Source organism: Glycomyces algeriensis (assembly GCF_027622855.1).
Taxonomy (GTDB): Bacteria; Actinomycetota; Actinomycetes; order Mycobacteriales; family Micromonosporaceae; genus Glycomyces; species Glycomyces algeriensis.
Map to the genome: position 1 here is coordinate 29,326 of NZ_JAPZVR010000003.1, position 17,596 is coordinate 46,921.

General features: G+C 71.6%; 16 protein-coding genes. 6 read left to right on the forward strand and 10 right to left on the reverse strand.

The window, feature by feature from the left end:
- Positions 1-42 precede the first annotated feature (42 nt).
- The 8 genes from O2L52_RS06385 to kdd form a co-directional block, all read right to left on the reverse strand.
- Positions 43-936 (reverse strand): transglutaminase domain-containing protein, encoded by an 894-nt coding sequence (locus tag O2L52_RS06385; RefSeq protein ID WP_270114508.1) that lies wholly within the window; start codon positions 934-936, stop codon positions 43-45.
- A 139-nt stretch (positions 937-1,075) separates the two neighbouring features.
- Positions 1,076-3,028, reverse strand: coding sequence for a phosphatase PAP2 family protein (locus O2L52_RS06390; protein ID WP_270114509.1), 1,953 nt, complete (start codon positions 3,026-3,028; stop codon positions 1,076-1,078).
- Between the two features lie 196 nt (positions 3,029-3,224).
- A complete protein-coding gene (locus tag O2L52_RS06395; RefSeq protein ID WP_270114510.1) occupies positions 3,225-4,232 on the reverse strand; it encodes a serine hydrolase in 1,008 nt (335 codons plus the stop codon).
- Between the two features lie 82 nt (positions 4,233-4,314).
- Positions 4,315-5,643: a glutamate mutase L gene (locus O2L52_RS06400; RefSeq protein ID WP_270114511.1), complete on the reverse strand. Its 1,329-nt coding sequence runs from the start codon at positions 5,641-5,643 to the stop codon at positions 4,315-4,317.
- A complete protein-coding gene (gene kal / locus O2L52_RS06405) occupies positions 5,640-6,020 on the reverse strand; it encodes a 3-aminobutyryl-CoA ammonia lyase (RefSeq protein WP_270114512.1) in 381 nt (126 codons plus the stop codon). The genes O2L52_RS06400 and kal overlap by 4 nt, the downstream gene beginning before the upstream one ends.
- A complete protein-coding gene (gene kamE / locus O2L52_RS06410) occupies positions 6,017-6,763 on the reverse strand; it encodes a lysine 5,6-aminomutase subunit beta (RefSeq protein ID WP_270114513.1) in 747 nt (248 codons plus the stop codon). The genes kal and kamE overlap by 4 nt, the downstream gene beginning before the upstream one ends.
- Entirely contained in the window at positions 6,760-8,349 is a 1,590-nt protein-coding gene (kamD, locus tag O2L52_RS06415) for a lysine 5,6-aminomutase subunit alpha (protein ID WP_270114514.1), read from the reverse strand. The genes kamE and kamD overlap by 4 nt, the downstream gene beginning before the upstream one ends.
- The gene (gene kdd / locus O2L52_RS06420; RefSeq protein WP_270114515.1) at positions 8,350-9,408 is read right to left on the reverse strand and encodes an L-erythro-3,5-diaminohexanoate dehydrogenase; all 1,059 of its coding nucleotides are present in this window, start codon (positions 9,406-9,408) and stop codon (positions 8,350-8,352) included.
- Between the two features lie 218 nt (positions 9,409-9,626).
- On the opposite strand from kdd, the gene O2L52_RS06425 reads away from it, so the two are divergent.
- The 3 genes from O2L52_RS06425 to O2L52_RS06435 are packed head-to-tail and all read left to right on the forward strand — an operon-like array spanning position 9,627 to position 12,432.
- A complete protein-coding gene (locus O2L52_RS06425) occupies positions 9,627-11,063 on the forward strand; it encodes a KamA family radical SAM protein (protein ID WP_270114516.1) in 1,437 nt (478 codons plus the stop codon).
- The gene (locus O2L52_RS06430; protein WP_270114517.1) at positions 11,060-11,899 is read left to right on the forward strand and encodes a beta-keto acid cleavage family enzyme; all 840 of its coding nucleotides are present in this window, start codon (positions 11,060-11,062) and stop codon (positions 11,897-11,899) included. The genes O2L52_RS06425 and O2L52_RS06430 overlap by 4 nt, the downstream gene beginning before the upstream one ends.
- Positions 11,900-11,922: 23 nt before the next feature.
- Positions 11,923-12,432, forward strand: coding sequence for an isochorismatase family protein (locus O2L52_RS06435; protein ID WP_270114518.1), 510 nt, complete (start codon positions 11,923-11,925; stop codon positions 12,430-12,432).
- Positions 12,433-12,491: 59 nt separating this feature from the next.
- On the opposite strand, the gene O2L52_RS06440 is transcribed toward O2L52_RS06435, so the two are convergent.
- A complete protein-coding gene (locus O2L52_RS06440; protein WP_270114519.1) occupies positions 12,492-12,791 on the reverse strand; it encodes a hypothetical protein in 300 nt (99 codons plus the stop codon).
- Positions 12,792-13,005: 214 nt separating this feature from the next.
- A complete protein-coding gene (locus tag O2L52_RS06445; RefSeq protein WP_270114520.1) occupies positions 13,006-13,314 on the reverse strand; it encodes a hypothetical protein in 309 nt (102 codons plus the stop codon).
- Between the two features lie 151 nt (positions 13,315-13,465).
- Between O2L52_RS06445 and O2L52_RS06450 the strand changes: the two genes are divergently transcribed.
- Genes O2L52_RS06450 through O2L52_RS06460 form a run of 3 tightly spaced genes read left to right on the forward strand, consistent with a single transcriptional unit; the run spans position 13,466 to position 17,570 of the window.
- Complete coding sequence (locus O2L52_RS06450) at positions 13,466-15,157, forward strand: ABC transporter transmembrane domain-containing protein (protein WP_270114521.1); 1,692 nt, start codon at positions 13,466-13,468, stop codon at positions 15,155-15,157.
- Entirely contained in the window at positions 15,154-16,893 is a 1,740-nt protein-coding gene (locus O2L52_RS06455; RefSeq protein ID WP_270114522.1) for an ABC transporter ATP-binding protein, read from the forward strand. Before O2L52_RS06450 ends, O2L52_RS06455 begins: the two co-directional genes overlap by 4 nt.
- Positions 16,894-16,934: 41 nt before the next feature.
- Complete coding sequence (locus O2L52_RS06460; protein WP_270114523.1) at positions 16,935-17,570, forward strand: hypothetical protein; 636 nt, start codon at positions 16,935-16,937, stop codon at positions 17,568-17,570.
- Positions 17,571-17,596: the final 26 nt, after the last annotated feature.

The window sequence follows — 17,596 nt, forward strand, 5'->3', positions numbered from 1 at the left end:
CTTATGTGTGGGATACGCACCGAACCGTACAGCACCGGTGGGTCAGGAGGCCGCGATGACCGGTTCGGCCGCCTGGCGGAGCGCGTTGCGCACCTGGTCGGGGACGCGGAGCCGCGCGTCGCTCGCGTAGCGTGCGCGGACCTCGGCGGCGGTCGCGGGGTCGGCGGTGGCGGCCGCGAGTTCGTCGAAGAGGGCGGTGAGGTCGGGTCCGATCTCGTCCTCGGGTTCGGGGATCGCACCCCACAGGTCCCAGGGCAGCAGTTCCATGTTGGACAGGGCGGCGACGTCGCGGATGAGGTTGGCGGCGATCCACCAGGGGCCGGACTCGCCGGGGATGCCGGGGAGCCCGCACTTCTCGGCGTCGAGTTCGCCGGCGCGGTAGGCGGTCCAGGCCTGGCCGGCGACGACGAACTTGTCGCGCGGGACGTCGGCGGGGTCGAAGTCGAGTCCGAACTCCTTCACCTGGACCGGGTCCATCTGGGCGTCGGTGAGGATCCAGCGTTCGCCGTCCCAGCGCTCGGCGACCCAGTGGTCGATGTGCCAGTCGGCGACCGGGAAGTAGTTGCCGAAGCCGCAGCGGGCGCGGGCGGGGACGCCGTGGGCACGCAGGGCGGCAACGGTGACGAGGGTGAAGGTGCGGCAGGTGCAGGCGAAGCGGTGTTCGGGTTCGCGCGCTTCGGTCAGGGGCCGTCGGTCGTCGCCGAGGATGCGGTCGAGGATGCCGGTGGTGGGGCGGACGTGGGCGGTGTCCTTGCGGTCTTCGGGGAGTTCGAAGCCGTAGAGGCCGGTCAGCGCCTGGTGCACGAGGTTGCCTTGGACGGCGGCGAGGATGCCGGGGACGTCGGCGGGGAGATCGAGCAGGGCGTCGCGGTGGGCGCCGGCGTCGGTGAGCGGGCCGGCCTGGGTGTAGTAGTCGAGGACTGCTTTGGCGCTCATGGGGTTCCTTTCGTGGGAGGTGCCATGAAGCGTATGGAGGTTAAGGGCCCTTTGACCAAATTCAATCGTACAAATGTACGGGCTTTGAATTGTAGGGATTTGGCCCGGCCGGCCGCAGGGCCGGCCGGGCCCTACAGGATCAGGCCGCGTCGATGCGGACCTTGACGCGCTTCTTCTCGTACACGGCGGTGGCGGTGTAGCCGGGGAGGTCGAGCACGATCTCGGCGAACTCGCCCTTGACCTCTTGGGCCTTGATGACAGGGAGGTCGACGCCCGGGGTCGGCGGGCGCTGCGGGTCGAGGGTGATCCGCAGGACCGCGCCCGCGTCGAGGGTGCACTGCTTCGCGACGTCCAGGGCGGGTTCGTCGCCGTCGTTCAGCACCACCTGCAGGGTCGCGTCGGACAGGGCGAGGGCGCGCACTTCGAGCTGCCCGGTGTCGACTGCGAGCGTGCCGCCGGTGACGGTGACGCCGCCTTTGCCGAGGGCGCTCTCGGAGGCGGCGCGGAGGGTGCCGGCCTGCAGGGCCGTGCCGCCGGAGTAGGCGTTGTCGCCGGTGAGGGCCAGGGATCCGGTGCCGGCCTTGGTGAGCTTGCCGGTGCCGCCGATGTCGCCGCGCCAGGTGTCGGCGGCGTGGAAGCCGCCCTTCGCGGCGTCCATGGTGACCGTGAGGTCGACGTCGAAGCGGCCGTAGCCGTCCGCGGCGGCGAAGTAGTCGAGGCGTCCCCACTGCTCGGGGCCGTTGAGGATCGGGTAGCCGGCCTTGAGGGCGGTGGTGCGCAGGACTTCGCGGCGCTGCGCGGCGTCCAGGTAGGGCAGGCGCGTTTCCAGGAGGACCTCGGCGCCCTTGGGGACGGTCATGGCCGTGTCGGAGCGGTCGCGCTCGAGGATGTAGGTCAGGCGCGGCAGGTAGGCGGCGCGGTTGGCCTCGCGGTCGGCGTACCGGTCGGTGTCGGTGCCTTCGCGGTGGGCGAAGGCGGGCAGCTCGTCGGCCGAGACGCCCGTGACCGCCGTGAAGTACGCGAGCGCCTGCTCGCGGGCGGCGGCTTTGAGCTCGGCGTTGATCGGGTTGCCGAGGGTCGCGGCCGCCAGCGCGGTGCCGAGGACGCGGCCGCCGATGACGTCGAGCGGGGAGTGCATGCCGGCGACGATGCGGGAGTCGCCGATCTCGGCGGCGCGGGTGAGGAGTTCCTGGAAGCGCTCGGGGACCGCGTAGGCGTAGGCGAAGGCGGCCATCCAGGCGGCGTTGGTGTGGCCGGAGGGGAAGCCGCCGTCTTCGGCGGGCTTGTCGGAGCGCTGGCGCAGGAGTTGCGGGGCGGCTCGGACTTCGGAGTCGTAGGCGGGGACGCCGAGGACGGGGATGCCGCCGGTCGCTTCGACTTCGCTGTCGCGGTTCATGCGCCAGGGCCGGGGGTAGAGGTAGGCGAACTTGCTGGGGTTGGAGGAGGTGAACTCGCCGCGGACGGCGTTGACGAGCTGGGCGACCTTGCCGAGGTCGGAGTCGGTGGCGCCGGAGCCGACGGCCGATCCGGCGGGGGCTCCGGCGGGGACCTTGTCGTCGATCTTGGCGGCGGGGATGCCGTCGGGGGCGCTGGTGATGGCGGTGACGGCCTTGGCGCCGGTCTTGTACGCGGTCTCGAGGGGGCCGAGGCCGCCGATGGCGCTGTAGCTCTGGTGCTGGCGGTCGAAGATGAACGACTGCTTGGCTTCGGCGTCGGTGCGGCCGGCGGTGGTCTCGGCGCAGTGGTCCATGTTGGCGCGGAGGGTGTCCTCGTCGAGGACGGTGCCGTTGTCCCAGGCGGGGCCGGTCTGCCAGAGGTCCTGCATGCCACTGAGGAGGCGGACGGCGGCGTTGGTCTCGGGGGTGGTGTTCGCGTTGATGTTGGTGGCGTAGGTGTCGACGAAGGCGGGGCCGTCGTACTGGGCCCACTGCGCGCCCGTTGATTCTACTGTGGACTGGAGCGCTCTAGTGGTCTCGGCTGCGGCGGCGGGTTCAGCTGCGGCTGCGGCTTCGGACACGACCGTGGCGGCGACGATGCCGGCGGAGCCGGCGAGGAGGGTGCGGCGGCCGATCGTGTGCTGTAGTCCTGGCATGTTGTGCTCGTTTCGGTGCGGTGGGCCAAGCCTCGCGGACTCGGGGGGCGCCGCGGGAGCTGATTGCGAGCATCACTCTCGCCCCGCGCGGTGAACGGATCGTAGCGGGCCGGTGAGCACGGGTTGCACGATGGCTAACGGTTGCTCGAGACGGCGAAGTCCCGGCCGCACCGCGGCCGGGACTTCGCACTCGCTGCTACTGGGTCAGGCCGCCGTTGAGGGCTTCCTGCTCCACTTCGAGCGTGACCGCGTCGGTGGCGGCCAGGCCCGCGGCGTTCACGATGTCGAACATCTTGCGGCCCATGACGGCGTGGGCCTGCACGGCCGGGTGGGTCGCGCCGTAGTTGCCCCAGTGGTTGGTGTACTGGGCCATGAACGAGTAGACGAGCGCCGGGGCGCCCGAGGCGCTGTAGACCACGCCCGACTCGCTGCGGGTGGCGTCGTCCGCGCCGTACTTCATGGCGATGCGGGCGCGCTCGACCGAGGACATGTTGCGGCGGAACCCGTCGTGGTAGCCGCTGAGCCCCTTCAGGACGTTCAGGAAGAAGCTCGTGCTCCCCGCCGAGAGCAGCTCGCCCTTGGCGAGGCGCGTGAGCAGGTCGTTGGTCTCGTAGGTGGTGGTGTCGCCGAGCCACATGCGGGCCGGGTTGGCCGGGTTGGGCTCGACGCGGGTGGCGGTGAAGCCCTTCGCCGCCAGCGTCTCGTTGATCTCGGCGGGCGGGCAGACCAGGCCGCACAGCCGCACCGAGGTGTTGTCCGAGGTCAGGAGCATCGCGACCAGGACGTTCGCGACGGTGATCTCGTCGCCGTACGCGGTCTGGTGGAAGTAGAAGCCCGAGCCGGTGAGGATGATGTCCGGCGTGAGCGTGATCCGGTCGTCCAGCGCGAGTTCGCCGCGGTCGATCTTGTCGAGCACGCCGAGCGCGATGCCGAGCTTGTTGATGCTCGCGGCGGTCTGGACGCTCCTCGAGCTGTGGTCGACGGCCACGACCGGTGCGGCCGTGCCGTTCAGCAGGGTCACATAGCCCTGCCAGGTGCCCCCGGCCTTGGTGGTCTCGGTGGTGTAGACCGACCGGATCTGGGAGGCGATCGTTGAGGCGGCCTGCGCCGTCGCCTGCTCCGCGTGCGCGCTCGAGGAGGCGCCGAGGACGGCCCCGCCTGCGGTCACTGCGGCACCGAGCTTGATTACATCGCGTCGTTCCATGGTCGCCTTTCGTTGTCTTGCAAGGGTGTTGAGGGATGTCCACCATTGGTACGCGCGAAGGGGCCCGAGGGGTTGTCTCCGATCAGAACGAAGTGGACTCGAGGAGTCCGATCGCGGCGGCCCGGTGGCCGTTCGCGCTGAGGAGCCCGGCCGGGGCGAGCCGGTAGTCCGCGTCGATCGCGTAGCGCGCGTCCTTGGGCGGCCTCACGCCGCCGGAGGTGTCGGCGCCGACCGCTTCGCGCAGCCAGTCGGCGGCGCCCGGATCGCGGCGCAGGATCCCCCCGGAGCCGACCACGAGGCTCACGGCCGCGAGGTCCTTGCCGCCGCGCAGCGGTTCGTGGGGGCCGCCGATCCGCTCGCCGCGGGCGTGCCGCCGCACCGCGATGCGGGCGGCGAGCGCGCTCAGCTCGGCGTCGTCTGCCGGGTCGGAGGCCCGGAACGCCGGGTTCGCGGCGCGCAGCCGCGCGGCCTCCGGGAGGCCCCAGCTCGTCGCGAGGTCCTCGTCGTCGGCGGCTTCGGTGATGCCCACGGCGGTGTGGCGGACGCCGAGGTCGCCTTCGACGGTCCTTGAGCGCCAAGCGGTCCCGGCCACGTCGGCGCGCGGGCCCTCCCGTTCGGCGTCGGGGGTGAGCACCGAGTACACGTCGGTGGTAGCACCGCCCACGTCGACCACGAGGAGGTCAGCGCCCGTGGTCTCGGCGAGGAGCTCCACCCCGGTGAGCACGGCGTCGGGGGTGGCGGCCTTGACCATCCGGGTGAATTCCGCGCTGGCGGAGAGGTGCTTCCCGCTGATCACATGCCGCAGGAACACCTCGCGGAGCGCGGTGCGGGCGGGCACGGGGTTGAGGACGCCGATGCGCGGCAGGACGTTCGCGACGCCAGTGGTGTCGATGCCGGCACCGGTGAGGAGCCGGGCGAGGTCGGCGGCGGCGTCCGCGTTGCCCGCCAGGACGACCGGTGTGCGCAGTCCGGACTCGGCCAGCGCCTCCGCGTGGGCGCGCAGGGCGGTGTCGTCGCCGCCGTCGGTGCCTCCGGCCAGGAGGATCACGTCCGGCCGGGAGGCGGCGAGCTCGACGAAGTCGCCCGCCGCGAGGTCCCCCGCGCGCACGTCCACGACCCGGGCCCCGGCGCTGAGCCCGGCCCGGTAGGCGGCGCGCGCGGTCACGAGCGGCTCGTTGCCGATCACGGCGAGACGCAGGCCCCCGCCTGCTGAGGAGCAGACGAGGGTGTCGACGACCTTGGCGCCCTTGGGCGTCGCCTCCGCGGCGGCGGCGCGGAGGCCGTCCATCACATCGGTCCCGATCGTGGTCGGGCGCGAGGCCGTGCCGAGGAGGTCGCCGGAGTCCGCGTCGACGGCGGCGGCCTTGGTGTAGGTCGATCCGACGTCGACGCAGACGACGGCTGTGCTCACGGCACGACCACGGTGCCCGTGGCGGTGGTGGCGATGATCGGCTCGTCGAGCACGGCCGCCGCCGAGTCGCCCCGTGCGGGGTCGGCGCGGCAGACGACGCTGAGCGTGAACTCGACGGTGCGGCTGCGACGGCCCGTGCGCACCACCGTGGCGGTGGCCTCGACGACGTCGCCGGCCTTCACCGGCGCCTTGAACTGGACGTCCGCATAGGAGGCGAACAGGCCCTCGTCGCCGTCGGTGATGATGCACAGCTCGGTGGCCACGTCGCCGAACATGCCGAGGCTGTAGGCGCCGTCGACGAGGTTCCCGCCGTAGTGGGCGTGGCTGTACGGGATGTACCGGCGGTGGGTGACAGTGGTGCCGTCGTGGTCGGTCATGCTGCGGTCTCCCTGCTGGTGACGAGGCGGTGGACGAGGTAGGAGGCCACGTCGGAGGGCGTGGTGCCGCGGGTGAAGATCCGGTCGACGCCGAGGTCGTTCGCGGCGCCCTCGTCGAAGCGCGGCCCGCCGACGACGAGCAGCGGGCGCCGGCCGGGCGGCAGGGCCTCGCGGAAGGCCGCGGCCATCTCGCGGGTGTTGTGCAGGTGCGCGTCCTTCTGGGTCACGACCTGGCTCACCAGCACCGCGTCGGCCTCCTCGTCGACCGCGCGGTTGACGAGGTCGGGCACGGCGACCTGGGCGCCGAGGTTCACGACCCGCAGCTCCCGGTAGTACTCCAGGCCCTTCTCCCCCGCGACGCCCTTGATGTTGAGGATCGCGTCGATGCCCACGGTGTGCGCGTCCGTGCCGATGCAGGCGCCCACGACGCAGAGCTTGCGGCCGAGCCGCTCGCGGATGGCGTCGTTGACCTCCTTGGGGCTCAGGTGCGGGTAGTCCTTCTCGACCACTTTGACCTCGTCGAGGTTGACGAGGTGCGTGGACGCCCCGTAGACGACGAAGAACGTGTAGCCGTCGCCGATGGGCTTGGCGTGCACCAGCATCGCGCCGTCGAGGCCCATCTTGGCGGCGAGCTGGAGGGCCGCGCCCTCGGCGCGCTTGTCGTGCGGGACGGGCAGGGTGAAGGAGAGCTGCACCATGCCGTCGCCGGTGGTGTCCCCGTAGGGCCTGACGATGCGGCTCATCGGGCGGCCTCCTTCGGCGCGGCGTCCTGGTCGGGGCTGGTCCTGTCCAACTCCTCCGCCGCCGGGTTCCAATAGTCTGGGGCGCGCTGGGCGACGCCGTCGAGGCCGCGGCCGCCGTCGGCGGGGCGCTTCATGATGCCGAAGGTGCCGTCGGCGATGGCGTTGAGCAGGCCGTCGTCCACGATCTTCCCGAGCAGCTCGACGGCTTCGCCGAGCACCTGGTTCGCGCGGTTGGCGATGAAGCCGTCCTTGGGCGGGTGGAAGTCCTCGGCGAGGCCGGCGCAGGCGCTGAGCACGTAGCGGACGTTCTGGAGCGCGATGTCGCGGTCGGAGAGCCAGGGGGTGACGACCGCTTCGGTCATCATGCCCACCAAGAGGATCGACTGCCCCGTCATGACCCCGGCGAGATTGAAGAACCCGTCGAGGAGGTTGCCGCGGAACACGTCGCCGGTCATGTGCTTCGTGGGCGGCATCCACTTCAGCGGCGCGTCCGGGAACAGCTGCCGGGCCAGGAGCGCGTGGGCGAGCTCGAGCCGGAACGACTCGGGCACTTCGGGGTTGATCTCGAAGGCGTGCCCGAGGCCCAGCAGCGGGTCCGGGAGCCCGGCCTCGTGTGCGAACCGCTCGTTGAGCAGCTGCGAGACGGTCACGGTGTGGGCGGCCTCGACCGCGTCCGCCGTGGTCAGGTAGTTGTCCTCGCCGGTGTTGATGATGATCCCGGCGCGGGCGTGCACCTGCCGCGAGAACCGCTGGTCCACGAAGGTGCGGATCGGGTTGATGTCGCGGAACAGGATGCCGTACATCGAGTCGTTGAGCATCATGTCGAGCCGGTGCATCCCCGCCAGCGCCGCGATCTCGGGCATGCAGAGCCCGGACGCGTAGTTGGTGAGGCGGATGTAGCGGCCGACCTCGCGGGAGGTCTCGTCGAGGGCGGCGCGCATGAGCCGGAAGTTCTCGCCGGTGGCGTAGGTGCCGGCGAAGCCCTCGCGGGTGGCGCCTTCGGGGACGTAGTCCAGGAGGGACTGCCCGGTGGAGCGGATGACGGCGATGACGTCCGCTCCGGCTTTGGCGGCGGCCTGGGCCTGCGGGATGTCCTCGTAGATGTCGCCGGTGGCGACGATGAGGTAGATCCAGGGGCGCTGGGACGGGTCGCCGATCTCGGCGACGAGTTGGTCTCGGCGGCCGCGGGATCGGTCGATGCGGTCGAAGCCCTGCTGGACGGCGGCTTGGGCGCGTTCGCGGGCTGCTCGGGCGTCGTTCCCGGTGGGGAGGGCGAAGCGGACGCCGTCCGCGGCGGCGGCGTGGGCGAGTCGGTCGAGGTCGGGGAAGTCCTTGAGCGCGTGGAAGACCGGGAGGGCGATGCCGTGTTCGATGCCGACCTGCGCTTGGACGGCGTCGGCGAGGCGGTTGACCCACGGGATGCCGTCGGGGTCGGCGCCGGTGAGTCCGGCGAGGCGCAGGGTGGCGCGTTCGACGGAGACGGTGGTGTGGCTGCGGGCCAGGTCGACGACGGGCTGCGCGGCTTTCGCGGCGAGGCGGCGGGCCTGGGCGACGACGGCGGGGTCGAGCGGGAGTTCGGCGGGCATCTACGCCTCGCCTTCGGGAGTGCCGACGCGGCCGATGAAGAGGTCCTTGAGGTGCGGGTTCGCCCTGATGAGGTGGACGGCGTAGTCGGCGTGGCCGGGGACGTAGCCGTTGCCGATGAGCATCTCGACGTCGGCGGCGAGGCCTTCGGCGCCGAGCGCGGCGGCCGGGAAGGAGGTGGCCATGGAGAAGAAGACGACGGTGCCGCCGGTGGCGGTGGCGAGGATGGCGCCGTGCTCGCAGCCGGGGACGTCGACGCAGACGACGGTGACGTCCGCGCCGCGGCCGTCGAGGGCGTCGTGGACCTTCTTGGCGAGGCGGAGCGGGTCGGTGGCGTCGGCGATGACGATCTCGTCGGCGAGGGCGGAGCCGCGCAGCTGGGCGTCCTCGATCTCGTCGCGGACGACGGCGACGACCTTCGCGGCGTGGGCGTCGCGGGCGGCGGCGAGCGAGAGCGAGCCGGACTTCCCGGCGGCGCCGAGGACGGCGACGGTGGTGGTCGCGTGGGGCCGGCGGGCCACGATGCGGCGCACGAGCGCGGGGGCGCCGCACACGTCGAGGACGGCGAGCGCGAGGTGCTCGGGGAGGTCCTCGGGGAGGACGGCGGCGATGGAGCGGGCGAAGAGGATCGCGTGGCCGCTGGTCGGAACCTGCTCGGACAGGCCGTCCCAGAGCATCAATCGGTCATCGATGCGCAGCGGGGTGAGGGTCAGCGAGACGAGAGTGGCGACCTTTTGTCCTGGTTTGAGGCCCAGCGGGGAGCGGGGGCCGACGGCGTCGACGGTGCCGATGAGCATGCCGCCGGAGCCGGTGACGGGGTTGTGCATCTTGCCGCGCCGCTCGATGATGGCGCGCACGTCGTCGCGGATGGCCTCGCCGTCGCCGCCGTGGGCGGTGTGGAGCTGCCGGTAGGAGGCCGCGTCGAGGTTGAGGCGCTGGACGCTGATGCGGACCTCGTCGTCGGCGATCTCGGGGTCGGGGTCGAGCCGGTCGGCCGCTTGTGGCAGCGCTCCGGCGGGGCTGACGACCCGGTGCGATCCGACCGGTGAGCCTTTCGACATCGTTGCCGCCCTTCTTGTAGCAGGGAGTTTATGGAGTCTCAATATGCGGGACCTAGCGCACTACAGTAACGGAAGGTTATCCTCGTCACAAGGACGGTCATCCCCGTCTGCGAGGTTTCCCGGGCCAACAGCCCGGACATGGAGGTGAGAAGGTGTCGGATCGACCTGCGGGAGACACTGTGCCCGTTTACGGCTCGCAAGCGTCGCCGAGTGCGCCCGTGATCGAGCAGCCGTACCAGTACCGGCGTCGCGAGCTGGAGGAGCCGGACTGGACGCGGTTCCCCGGCTGGGCGGACGTGACCGAGGCCGACTGGGCCTCGGCGCAGTGGCAGCGCGTGCACTGCGTCAAGAACGTCAAGCAGCTTCGCGACCTCATCGGCGACCGGCTCCACGAGTCGTTCTACGAGGACCTCGCCGCGGACATGGAGCGCTCGGCGACCATGTCGATGCTGCTGCCGCCGCAGATGCTCAACACGATGGCGCCGCAGGTCGAGGAGACCGGTCCGGGTTCGTGGACCGATGCGTTCTACGCCGACCCGGTGCGCCGCTACATGCTCCCGGTCGCCTCGGACCGGCACCCCGACTGGCCGTCGCACCCGTTCGCAGCCCGCGACTCGCTGCACGAGCACGACATGTGGGCCGTCGAAGGCCTCACCCACCGGTACCCGACGAAGGTGCTCGCCGAGCTGCTCTCGACCTGCCCGCAGTACTGCGGGCACTGCACCCGCATGGACCTCGTCGGCAACTCCACGCCCACAGTGGACAAGCGGCGGTTGGCGCTCAAGCCGGTCGACCGGCAGACGGCGATCCTCGACTACCTCACGGCGCACCCGGGCGTGCGGGACGTGGTCGTCTCGGGCGGCGACGTGGCGAACCTGCCGTGGAAGCAGCTGGAGCGGTTCCTCGACCGGCTCCTCGACGTGGAGACGATCCGCGACATCCGCCTGGCCACGAAGGCGCTCATGGGCCTGCCGCAGCACTGGCTGCAGGACGAGATCGTCGAGGGCATGGCCCGCGTCGCCAAGCGCGCGGCCGGGCAGGGCGTCAACCTCGCGATCCACACGCACATCAACCACGTCAACTCGGTGACCCCGGCGGTGGCGAAGGCGGCGGCGGCGATGCTCGACGCGGGCGTGCGGGACGTGCGCAACCAGGGCGTGCTCATGCGCGGTGTCAACGACACCCAGGCGGACCTGCTCGACCTGTGCTTCGCGCTGCAGGGCGAGGCGAACATCCTCCCGTACTACTTCTACATGTGCGACATGATCCCCAACGCCGAGCACTGGCGCACCTCGGTCGCGCAGGCGCAGGAGCTGCAGACGGCGATCATGGGCTACCTGCCCGGGTACGCGACGCCGCGGATCATCTGCGACGTGCCGATGGTCGGCAAGCGCTGGGTCCACCAGCTCTCCGAGTACGACCGGGAGCTGGGCATCTCCTACTGGACGAAGAACTACCGGACCTCGATCGAGGCCGACGACCCGGACGCGCTCACCCGCCGGTACCCGTTCTACGACCCGATCGACACGCTGCCCAAGGCGGGCCAGCAGTGGTGGGCCAACATGCACGCACCGGTGCGCGCGAAGGAGGACGGCGACGCGGCCGCGGCGCGGTCGCGGCGGGCCGCGGCCCGCCAGGACGCGGAGGTCGCATGACCGGCACCCTCATCACGGTGGCGCCCACCGGGGCCGAGGTCGACAAGGCCGAGGTCCCCGCGCTGCCGGTGACGCTGGACGAGCTGGTCGACACCGCGAAGCGGTGCGAGCAGGCCGGGGCCTCGATCATCCACGTGCACCTGCGCGACGACGACGCCCGGCCGACCCTCGACCCGGTGCGGCTGCGCGATGCCGTTGCGGCCCTTCGGGACACGACCGACCTGATCGTGCAGCTCTCCACGGGCGGCTCGGTGCGCGACGGCGAGGCGGCCCGCCTCGCGGTGCTGGACGCCGAACCGGACATGGCCTCCTGCACGATGGGGACGGTGAACTTCGGCGACGACGTCTTCATGAACCGGTGGGCGTTCATCGCCGAACTGCACCGGCGCATGCAGGAGAAGGCGGTCGTACCCGAGTACGAGCTGTTCGACCTGGGGCACCTGCCTGCGCTCGAGCGGCTGCTGGACAAGGAGGGGCTGCCGTTCGGCGGGCACGTGCACGTGGACTTCGTACTGGGCGTGCCCGGCGGCGCGGCCGGCGACGCCGCCACGGTGACCGCGTTCGCCGAGGGGGTGCGCCGCTACCTCCCCGAGGGAACCACGTTCTCGGCCACGGGCATCGGCCGGACGACGCTGCCGGTCATGTTCGCCTCGCTGGCCCACGGCGGGCACCTGCGGGTGGGCATGGAGGACACGGTCTCGTTCGCGAGGCGGCAGGCGGTCACCGGCAACGACCAGCTGGTCGAGCGGGCGGCCGCAGCAGCGGCGCTGGCCCAGCGGCCGGCGATCTCGACGGTCGAGGCCAGAAAGCTCCTGCGGACGCGCGACGCCGACTGATTAGTGTGGACGCATGACTGTCCTTGACCCCCAACGCACTGCGGTCGTCCTCGTGGACCATGCCGAGGCTCCTCGAACTGGACCTCGAACCGCGCCCGGGAGCCGCCGTGCTCGAAGCCTCGCTCGCCTTGGCCGAGGGCGCCCGCAAAGCGGGCGCCCCGGTCGTGGCGATCCGGGTGGAGCGCCCGAACGTCGACGAGCAGCCGCCGGGAAGCGGACTTGCAGGAGCGGTCGCGAAGACCGCCGATGCGGTCGTGGTGAAGCGCAGCATCGGCGGCTTCTACGGCACCGACCTCGACGCGGTGCTGAAGCGGCACGGGGCCGAGACGCTGGTGATGGCCGGGATCATGTCGAACCTCGGGGTGGAGTCGACCGCGAGGGCGGCCGCCGACCACGGCTACGAGCTGGTCTTCGTCGAGGACGCGATGAGCGCGCTGAGCGGTGCCGAGCATGAGGCCGCGACCGGCCTCAACCTGCCCCGCTTCGGCGAGGTCGTGCGCCTGTCCGACCTGGGCTGGCGGACCGCGGACTGATGAGCACGGCGAAAGGCCCGGCCGCGACGGCCGGGCCTTTTCGTGGCCTGCGGACGCTGCTAGCGGCTGCTCTCGATCTTCCTGAGACCCGCCATCAGGTCGTCGAGGTTCATGACGGGCGAGAAGTCCACCTGCGCGTTGAGGCCCTCGAACAGGGGTTCGGTGATCGGCGGGATCATCGACGTCTCCTTCAGGTCGAAGAACAGCATCATGGTCCGCATGCCGTCCTGCGGAAAGAAATAGGCCGCCTCGGGGTTCAGCTGGTCCATGAGCGTCTTCAGCTTCGGCTGCATGTCCCCGTCCGTGATCGCCTTGTTTCCCGCTTCGACCGGGATCTGTACTTTCAGGCAGACTCTCATGGCACTCATCCTCCTGGCGGCCGCACCGGTGGACCGCGCGTTGGGCGGCCCCCGCACCGGGCGACGCCCTCATCACACCGCGCTCGAGAGTCCCTGTCCGGTTTTCAGAAATACCCTCATGTGCCCGCCGATCGCTGGTCGACGTGCTAGGGCCCGGCCGCGGGAAGCGGTCGGGCCCTGCAGTCGGCGAACCAGTGGATCGGAGGGGCTGCGGTCAGTCGCGGCGCCAGCGGCTACGACCGACCCCGGAGAGGATCCCGCCGATCGCGATGTAGACCAGGGCTGCGATGCCGTAGTTGACGACGGCTCGCACCTTCGGATCCTCGATCTGGGTGAACATGTCCTTGAACAGCCAGGCGAACCAGTTGGCGAGGTCGCCGACGAAGTCCACCAGCGGGTTGTGGGGGTTGGCCTCCAGGAGGATGAAGGCGAGGTGCAGCACGATGATCAGGGCAATGAAATAGAAGACCGCCGAGATGATGTGCACGACTACTGGGTTGTGGCGTGTGGCGACGTAAGGCATGGCGATTCCATTCGGGTCGATGATCTGTCGCTCTTGGACTGAGGGGTATCCCGCTGAGGTGCAGCGCAAACGGGAAAGACGAGTTCCGCGAGGTCGGGGTGCCCGTTTATGCGCTTTTCGGAATACCGGCCGACCGGTAAGCTTGGGTCCCATGCCTTCCAGACCTCGCTCCGGGACAGGGGCCCCGCCCCTGGAACGGCCGCTCACCCCGCTGCGCCTCCTCACCGGCCTCGCCCGGCCCCATTCCGGCCGAATCGCATTGGGCGCGTTGTATTTCCTCCTCGCGGGCGGCGCCTCGATGTCGCAGCTGTGGATGCTCGGCCGGGTGGTCGACGACGGCCTCATCGCCCGCGACGGCGGCGACTTCGCATTCTGGTTGGCGCTCATGGCGATCGCCGTCACGGCGCAGCCGACGTTCTGGGTCCTGGGGTACCGGCAGTTCAACAGCGCGGACGCCGCGAACCAGCGGGTCATCGTCGAGCGCCTCACCGACCACCTGAACACCGCCGGAACCGGTGTGCGCGGGCGGGTCTCGGCGGGCGAGCTGGTCAACCTGCCCAGCGAGGACATGCGGAAGGCGGCCCACTCGGTCACCGAGATCGGGTTCCTCACCAACAACCTCGCCATGTTCACCATCGGCTCCGCGCTGGTGTGGTCGATCCACCCCCTGCTGGGCGGCATCGTGATCGCCGGCAGCGTCGTCACCGCCCTCGTCGCCGGGCCGCTCCTCAAGCGCCTCCAGCGCCGCCAGGCCGACTACCGCGACATGATCGGCGGCCTCACCGCGCAGGCGGCCGACATCGTCGGCGGCCTCCGGGTGCTCCGCGGCATCGGCGGCGACCTGATGTTCACCGCCCGGTACCGGGAGCGGTCGACCGCGCTGCGCGACCGCGGCTACGACGTCGCGAACTCCAGCTCGTGGATCCACGCCCTGCGCAGCTCGATGCCCATCGTGTTCGTCGCGGTCATCACCTGGGCCGGCGCGCTCCTGGCCGTCGGCGGCGCGCTCACCATCGGCGGCCTCGCCTCGGCGTTCAGCTTCGCCACGATCTTCATCGCCGTCTCCGGCAACTTCATCATCTCCGCGAACTACCTGGTGGCGAGCTGGGTCGCCGCGGGCCGCCTCACCCGCTTCCTCGCCATTTCGACCGATGTGGACGATCAAGGATCGCTGCGCGGCGAAGGCGGCGAGCTGCGCGACCCCGATTCGGGCCTCACCGTCCCGGACACCGGGCTCACCGTGCTCGTCACCGCCGAGACCGCCCCGGCGATGGAAGCCTGCGAGCGGCTGGCCCGCTACCGCGACTCCGAAGCGATGTGGGGCGCGCATCCGTTGGAGGCGTATGCACTCGCGGACGTGCGCGAGCAGATCATGCTGCTCACCGATGAGGACTACCTCTTCGAGGCGACACTCGCCGAGACCCTGCGGGTCGGCCCCGACGCGGCGTCGGACGCGATCGCGACCGCCTGCGCGGGCGACGTGTTCACCGCCCTCGGCGGGTCCTTCGACGGCCGCATCGCCGAAGGAGGACGGAACCTCTCGGGCGGCCAGCGCCAGCGGCTGCGACTCGCCCGCGCGCTCGCGGCCGGGCCGCGGGCCCTGCTGGCGGTCGAGCCGACCTCGGCGGTGGACTCGCACACCGAGTCGCTCATCGCCGCCCGCGTCACCGCCGCCCGCGCGGCGCAGGCAACGCTCGTGGTGACGGCCTCGCCGCTGTGGCTCGCCCACGCCGACCGGGTGGTGTGGATGGTCGAGGGCAAGGTCCGCGCCACCGGCCCGCACGCCGGGCTGCTGGCCGACCCCGAGTACCGCCGTCTCACATCACACGAGGAGCCCGCATGAGCGCCAACGACACACGAGCGCGCCTGCCGATCGCGAGCCCGGCGCAGGTGCGACGGGCGTTCCTGGATCTCCTCGCCGCCGACAAGGGGCCGGCAGTGCAGGTCCTGGTCATGTACACGCTCGCGGCCGCGTTCAGCGTCGCCGTGCCGGTCCTGCTCGGCCGGGTCGTCGACGGCATCGGCGCGGGCTGGGGCGCGGGCGACGTCAACCTGTGGTGCGGGGTCATCCTCGCGTGCGTGGCCGTCCAGTTCGTGTTCAGCCGCCTGGGCCGGCGCGCGGGCTACCGGTTCGGCGAGCGGGCGGCCGCGCGGCTGCGCGAGGACGTCGTGGCCCGGGTGCTCGGGCTGCCGCTCGACCGGGTCGAGCAGGCCGGTCGCGGCGACCTCGGCACCCGCACGGCGTCCGACGTCAACACGGTCGCGGACCTGCTGCGCGACAACGGGCCCACGATCGTGACCTCGCTGATCGAGGTGCTCGTGCTGTACCTGGCGCTGTTCGTGGTCGACCCGCTGCTGGGCCTGGTCTCGCTGCTGACGCTGCCGCCCCTGGTGCTCGCGGCGCGCCGGTACCTGCGCCAGGCGAACGTGGTGTTCACCGCGCAGCGCGCGGCCATGAGCGAGGCGGCCGAGACCCTGTCCGCGTCGGGCAGCGGGGCCCGGACGGTGGCGGCGCTGGCGATGCAGGAGGAGCGGCGCGCGCTCGGGTACGAGCGGGGCGCGACCCTGCTCGAGCGGTTCCTGCGGCTCATCCGGCTGCAGGTCGAGTTCTTCTTCCTGCTGCTGTGGCTCAACCGGATGCAGCTCCTGATCACGGTCGTCGCCGCGGGGCTCTGGTTCCTCGAGGGCGGCTTGAGCCTCGGCACGGCGATCGCGGCGATCACCGTCGTCGTGCGGATCGCCAACCCCACCAATGGGGTCATGATCCACCTCAGCGAGTTCCAGCAGGGCTCGGCCGCGCTCGCGCGGATCGCGGGCGTCGGGCTCATCGAGGCGGCACCGCGCGAGGCGGAGCCGGACGGGAACGACCTGGTCCTCGACACCGTGACGTTCGGGTACGGCGACGGCCCCGACGTGCTGCACGGTCTCAGCCTCCATCCGCGGCAGGGCGAGCGGCTCGTCGTCGTCGGCCCTTCGGGAGCCGGGAAGTCGACCATCGCGCGGCTCCTCGCCGGGATCGACCGGCCCCGGACCGGGACCGCGCTGCTCGGCGGCGTCCCGGTGTGCGACATCGCGGTCGAGGAGCTGCGCCGCCGGGTCGTGCTCGTGACCCAGGAGCACTACGTGTTCACCGCGACCCTGCGGGAGAACCTGATACTGGCCGCGCCTGATGCGGACGATGCGCGGCTGGTCGCGGCGCTGCGGCGGGTCGACGCCGGGTGGGCCGTAGCGGCCGGGCTCGACACGGTGCTCGGCCCCGAGCACCGCGCGCTGACCACGGCCGAGGCGCAGCAGATCGCGCTCGCGCGCGTCGTCATCGCCGACCCGCCGATCGTGATCCTCGACGAGGCCACGGCCGGGATCGACCCCGCCAGCGCGGGCAATGTGGAGGTCGCGCTGGCGGCGGCGCTCGCGGGCCGCACGGTCATCGCGATCGCGCACCAGTTGCAGGCGGCGGCCTCGGCCGACCGGATCGCGGTGGTCGAGGACGGCCGGATCGCCGAGGAGGGTACGCACAGCGCGCTCCTCGCGGCGGGCGGGGTGTACGCCGGGCTCTGGCACGCGTGGCAGGGCGACTGATCCGGGTTGCCCGGGGCGGTGCCGGCAGTTAGGGTCCGAGGATGTCGAGAACTCGTGTGTCCGGTGCCGATGTCGAACGGGCCGTTGCCCTCACCGCCGAGGCGCTGCGCCCCGCGCCCGCCGGGGCCTGGGACGCCCAGGCCGGGCCGATGGACTGCTCCTGCTGGGAGGCCATGGACCACTTGAACAACGGTGTGTTCTCGTACGCGACGCGGCTCGTGCCGCCGGTCCCGTCCGTGCAGGCGCGGCCCACGATCTTCTGGAAGCGTCCGGGCACGCCGTCACTGCCGCTCGTCACCGACCGCGAGGCCGGGCCGGAGGCGGCCATCGAGGCGCTGCTCATGGTCGGCGGCCTGGTCGCGGCCGTGGTGGACACCCGCCCGGCGACGGCGCGGGCGTGGCACATCTGGGGCACCGCCGACCCCGAGGGCTACGCGGCGATGGGCGTGGTCGAGACGCTCGCGCACGCCTTCGACCTCACGCAGGGCCTCGGCCTGGGCTTCGAGGCGCCGGCGGACCTGGTGGCGCCGGCGCTGGCGCGCCTGTTCCCCGAGGCGCCTGCGGACACCGATCCGTGGCCGACGCTGCTGTGGGCCACGGGGCGAGGGGAACTCGAGGGCCGCGCATCGCGTGGACCTGATTGGACCTGGCATTCCGCGCCGCTGGACGGGGACTAGCGCTCTCGGCGCTGCTGCGAGCGCCG